This window comes from Streptomyces sp. NPDC006510, from assembly GCF_040611955.1.
Taxonomy (GTDB): domain Bacteria; phylum Actinomycetota; class Actinomycetes; order Streptomycetales; family Streptomycetaceae; genus Streptomyces.
In genome coordinates this window covers 1-6,149 of the sequence record NZ_JBEXPH010000322.1, presented here as the reverse complement: position 1 = coordinate 6,149, position 6,149 = coordinate 1, and the positions used below count along the sequence as shown (strand labels likewise).

At 66.3% G+C, this 6,149-nt stretch carries 1 protein-coding gene; it reads left to right on the top strand.

The window, feature by feature from the left end; genetic code table 11:
- Positions 1–327: 327 nt before the first annotated feature.
- Positions 328–6,149: RHS repeat-associated core domain-containing protein (locus ABZY11_RS42225; RefSeq protein WP_356484258.1), on the top strand; the 5,822-nt coding region annotated here is incomplete at its 3' end.

Here is a 6,149-nt window from a genome sequence, read left to right as displayed (position 1 = left end):
CGACGTGGCGTCGCGTTCGTGCGCAGATGCTGTTGAGGTGGCCTTTTGCTGCTGGTGCGGATGTGGGGGTAGTTGGGTTCCCTGTGGCTGGTGTTATTTCAGGCCATTTTTTTGCGAAAGCGGAACGCAAAGATCATTTATGGATATGTTGTGACGGTTTTGCCATCTTTTGGTGTTGGTTACTTTCCGTTTGCTGGCCTAACCGTTGGGTCAGCTTTGTGGGGGGTTACAGAACGAATGAATCGAAGACTGGTGGCCTGGCAGAGTGCTGCCCGGTCGGCGCCTGGTGTGTGGAGACGGCGGGTTGCCGCGTCTCTCGCTCTGACCATGGCGATAACGTTGTTGCAGGGCTCGGAGATGGCGCTGGCCAGCGCGAACGCCGATGTCCAGGCGAAGACGAAGCCGTCGCGGCAGTACGCGACTCAGGCGGCTGACATCTTGTCGGCCCGTGTTCTGGCCCGCTTGTCGGGCAAGCGGGTCGAGGCTCTGTCCGAACGGACCGAGTCCTCTACGACCTGGGTGAACAAGGACGGCTCTTTTACTACGGAGATTTCCGCCGGGCCTGTTCGTTTCAAGGACGATAGCGGGCAGTGGCGTGACGTCGATGTGAACTTCACGGCTCTGTCCGATGGGTCGGTCGAGTCGAAGGCGCATCCGCGTGGCCTGCGGCTGTCCGGCAAAGCCGGCAAGAAGGCCTCCTCGCTGAAGGCCGCTCAGGAAGCCGCAGCCACTGATTTGGTGACGCTGGGCGAGGGCGACGAGCAGATCACTCTGCAGTGGAGGGGCGGACTGCCCGCTCCTAAGCTCGACGGCACGCGGGCGACGTACCCCGATGCCGTGCCGGGTGCGGACGTCGTGGTGGAGGCGACTCGTACCGGGTTCGAACAGTTCGTCGAGGTGAAGGGCAAGCCGGCTGCGGGCTTCTCGTACACGCTCCCGTTGAAGACGAAGGGGCTGAAGACCAAGCAGCAGAAGGACGGCAGCCTTCTCTTCACTGACAAGAAGTCAAAGAAGACCGCCGTCATGCCAGCGCCTGTGATGTGGGACGCGAGTGTCGACAAGGCCTCCGGTGAACACACCCGGCGGGCCCGCGTTGCCATGAAGGCCGTCAAGACCAAGGGCGGAGTGGATCTGGTCATTACCCCGGACGCGGGCTTTCTGGCCGACCCGAAGACGACGTACCCGGTGACGGTGGATCCTTCCACCTCTTCTCTGGGCAATGTCTTCGACACCTACGTCCAGCAGGGCGAGAACGTCGACTGGTCCACCGACGTCGAGCTGGACGTGGGCAATCCGGGCACCAAGAACGCCGACGGCACGTACCGCACCGCGCGTTCCTTCATCTCGTGGAACACCGCCCCGATCGCCGACGCGCTGGTGATGGACGCGAAGTTGTCGCTGTGGAACTTCCACTCCGGCAACTACACCGGTTCATCGTGTCCCTTGCAGCCGTGGGAGGTGTGGTCCACCGGCGCCGCTTCGACGTCGTCACGCTGGGCCGCGCCCAACCAGCCGGCGTGGATCGCGAAGAAGGCCACCTCCTCGGAGACGCGGGGTAATGCCTCGTGCACCGCGCAGCCGGTGGGCTGGATCAACGCCGATGTGACCACGATGGTGCAGGAATGGGCATCGGCCAAGGCGGCCAAGTCGCACATGGGTCTGCGCGCCTCTGACGAGAACGTCACGGGTCAGTGGAAGCGGATCAACTCTGCCAACGCCGCCTCCAACCCGCCGAAGCTTGTGGTGACCTACAACTACCGGCCACGCACGGGTACGAAGCAGGAGGCGGGTCCGCCGTTCTTCTCCTACGGCGGTGCCTACGTGGTCAACACGGCCACGCCCACGCTGCGGGACACGTTCGTCGACCCCAACGGTGACAAGGTCAACGGCACCTTCCAGATCTTCGACAGTGCCACCAGTACACAGGTCGGCGACGTTCTCGTGTCGAAGTTCGTACCCAGCGGGCAGGTCGCCTCGGTGACTGTTCCGGCCGGAGTGCTGACCAACGGCAAGACCTACAAGTTCCGCACTTCGCCCTACGACGGCACGCATTACAACGTCGGCTGGTCGGCGTACAAGACGTTCACCGTCGACACAGCGGCGCCGTCCGCTCCCGGCTCGATCACTTCGACGGACTATCCGTCCAGTGCATGGGTCAAGGGCGCCGGCCAGGCCGGGGTGTTCAACGTGACCCCGCCGGCCACGGACCACAACTGGCTCGAGTGGTCGCTGGACGGGGTGACCTGGACCAAGGTCGCCACCGGTGGCGCCTCGACCGCGAAGGCGATCTCTGTCGTCCCGCCGAAGGACGGCACCCACACCCTGCAGGTGCGGTCGGTCGACAAGGCGGACAACAAGTCCGAGGCCATCGAGTACACCTTCCACGCCGGCGCCGGCGGCTTCGTGCAGCCCGCGGAGGGCGAGCGCACCGCTCGTCGTCTGCCCCTGGTGGCCGAGGCCGACGGAGGAAAGTACAACAATGTGTCGTTCTCTTGGCGGCGGTCCGAGGCCGACGCCTGGGTGAAGATCCCGGCAGGTGACATCACGTCCGGGGGCACCCCGGTTGCAGCATGGCCGGTACCCCTGACGGGCGGCAGGAACGCGCCGTTGGTCTGGAACACCACCGATACAGTCAATCCGGACGGCACCATCCAGATCAAGGCCGACTTCACCGGCCCGAATTCTGCTGCCGGATCGACCCAGCCACTGACCGTGGTCGTCGACCGCAACGCGAGCGGCGCCGCGACCGACGCGGTGGGCACAGGTTCAGTGAATCTGCTGACCGGTGACTATGCCCTGTCGGAGACCGACACCTCCGCGCTGGGCCTGACGGTTTCACGCACAGCCTCCTCGCGCGACCCGCAAAAGGGCGCCAGCCAGGAGGGCCAGGCACCGATCTTCGGCAAGGAGTGGGTGTCCGGAACCGTCGCCGAGGCAACCGATTCGGACTACTCCCACATCCGCCAGGTGTCTGCCACCGCGGTCGACGTGGTGCTGGTAGAAGGCGATGCCATCCACTTCACCGCCAACTCCGCAAAGAACGGTTGGATCCCTGAGCCCGGTTCCGAGGACCTGACTCTCACCGGCACTGTCGGCACCACGTTCACTCTCTCCGACACCAGCGGCACGGTCACCGAGTTCACCAAGCCGGACCCGGCCGTCGCAACCTGGCAGGTCTCCAGCACGCTGCTGGACGGTCTGGCCAACACCACGACCACGGTGATCTCCGAGACCGTGACCGTGGACGGCAAGAAGGTCGCTCGTCCGAAGCGGATCATCGCGCCGACCTCCGCCACGAGCGCCGTGACGTGCACCGCAACGCCGGCGACAAAGGGCTGCCGTGCCCTGGAGTTCATCTACGCGGCCTCCACCACCGCCACCGACTCCGCGTTCGGCGACTTCACCGGCCAGGTGAAAGAGATCCGGATGTGGTCCACCGAGCCCGGTGCGGCCGCAGCGACGGCCAAGGCCGTGCAGTCCTACGCCTACGACAAGGACGGCCGCCTGCGTCAGACATGGGACTCACAGATCAGCCCGGCACTGAAGACCGAGTACACCTACGACAGTGCGGGCCGCGTCACCGGACAGACCGCTGCCGGTGAGCTGCCCTGGACATTCACCTACGGCAAGGCTGGCAGTGCCGCCACCGCCGGTGACGGCATGCTGCTCAAGGCTTCCCGCCCGGGCCTCAAGCAGGGCACCACGGACGTTTTGGAAGGCACCGCCGCCACCACAATCGTCTACGACGTTCCGCTGACCGGCACGAAGGCTCCTTACGCGATGGGAGCCGCGAACGTGAAGGGCTGGGGCCAGACGGATGCCCCGACCGACGCGGCCGCGGTCTTCCCCGCCGACGCGGTGCCTGCCGCGAACTCCGGTGACGCACTGACCGCCGCGTCTTACACCCGTGCCAGCGTCACCTACATGGGCGTCTCCGGACGCTCGGTCAACGCTGTCACGCCCGGCGGACACATCACCACCATCGAGTACGACCGCTTCGGCAACACGGTGCGCGAACTGTCGGCCGCAAACCGGGCCATCGCACTCGGCACGAGCACGGGCGACCGGGCGGCCCAGGCTGACCTCGGTATCGTGCAGTTGCCCTCGGCCGAGCGCGCGAACCTGCTGTCCACCTCCTCGCTCTACAACGAGGCTGGCACCCGCGAGATGGAGGAACTCGGGCCGCTGCACCGCATCGATCTGACGGCCGACCTGAAGTCCGGCAGCACCACACTGGTCTCGGCCGGCACGCCGGTGACCGCCCGCTCCTGGACCGTCAACGAGTACGACACGGGCCGTCCCACCGACGGAACAGCGACCGTCAAGGACCAAGTCACCAAAACCGTCACCGGCGCCCAAGTGCGTGAGCACCCCAGCGTCCAGGGCGAGTCCCGCGTCGTGCAGACCATGTACGACTGGGCCAAGGGCCTGCCCACCCAGACGATCAAGGACCCAGGCGGCCTCGCAATCACCGAGACCACCGAGTACGACGCCCAGGGCCGCGTCACCAAGCAGCGGCTGCCCGGCACTACCGGCACCGACGCGGGCACCCGGGTAACCACCTACTGGTCCGCGACCGGCACCGGCACCTGCAACGGCCGCCCGGAATGGGCCGACCAGGTCTGCTCCACAGGACCAGCCGGTGCAATCACCGGCGGCGGCTCAAACCCGTCGCAGCTGCCGACCAGCACCACCGAGTACGACTGGTGGGGCAACACCGCCAAGATCACCGACACCGCGAACGGCACCACCCGAACCACCACGACTACTTACGACAACGCCGGCCGCCAGACCAAGTCCGCCATCACCGGCGGCCTGGGCCAAGCGGTCCCCGAATCGACCACCGAGTACGACCCGGCCACCGGCCGCGAAGTAAAGGTGACCTCTCCGACCGGAGGCACGATCACCAAGGTGTTCGACAAGCTCGGCCGACAGACCTCCTACACGGACGCCGACGGCGGCGTGACAACCACCGAGTACGACCTACTCGACCGCCCGGTCAAGGTCAGCGACAACGTGCCTTCCACGGTCACGCTCACCTACGACCACGCGGCCGAACCGCGGGGCCTGGTCACCAAGACCACCGACTCCATCGCAGGCGCCTTCCAGGCCACTTACGACGCCGACGGATCCGTCGCAACCGAGAAACTGCCCGGCGGTTACACCCTCACCCAGAGCGAGGACACCACCGGCTCGGCCACCGAACGCACCTACACACGCGACAGCGACGGCACCGCCGTCTACTCCGACACCACCAGCGAGTCCGTCCACGGCCAGGTCACCCGCCACGCAGGCTGGTCCGACCAGAACTACGGCTACGACGCCACCGGTCGCCTGACCACCGTCGAAGACACCGCAGACACCATCTGCACCAAGCGGACCTACGCCTTCGACAACCGCACCAACCGCAAGTCCCTCACCGCAGCAGCCGGCGCCCCCGGCACCGACTGCCCCACCACCACCGGCACCACCACCAACCACACCTACGACAGCGCCGACCGGCTCGTCGACACCGGCTACACCTACGACAACCTCGGCCGCACCACCACACTGCCGGGCAGCACCGTCGGCTACCACGCCAACGACCTGGTCCACCAGATCACCGCCGGCACCCAGCGCCAGACCTGGCAGCTCGACGCCAACCAGCGCTTCCGCTCCTGGAAGACCGAAACCGGAAGCGGCAGCACCTGGACCCAGACCGCATCCAAGCTCAACCACTACGACAGCGACGGCGACAACCCCCGCTGGATCACCGAGGACACCGCCACCGGCGCCCTGACCCGCAACGTCGAGTCCGCCACCGGAGACCTCGCCGCCACCACCACCAAAACCGGAGGCACCATCCTCCAACTCACCACCATCCACGGCGACGTCGCCGTCCAACTCCCTCTCGACACCACCAAGCCCCCCGTCGCACTCGACAACGACGAATACGGCAACCCCCGCACCGGACAGCCAGCCACCCGCTACAACTGGCTCGGCGCCAAACAACGCTCCACCGAAACCCCCACCGGCCTCACCCTCATGGGCGTCCGCCTCTACAACCCCACCACCGGACGCTTCCTCTCCACCGACCCCGTATACGGAGGCGGAGACAACCGCTACGCCTACCCCGGCGACCCCACCAACCAATACGACCTCGACGGACG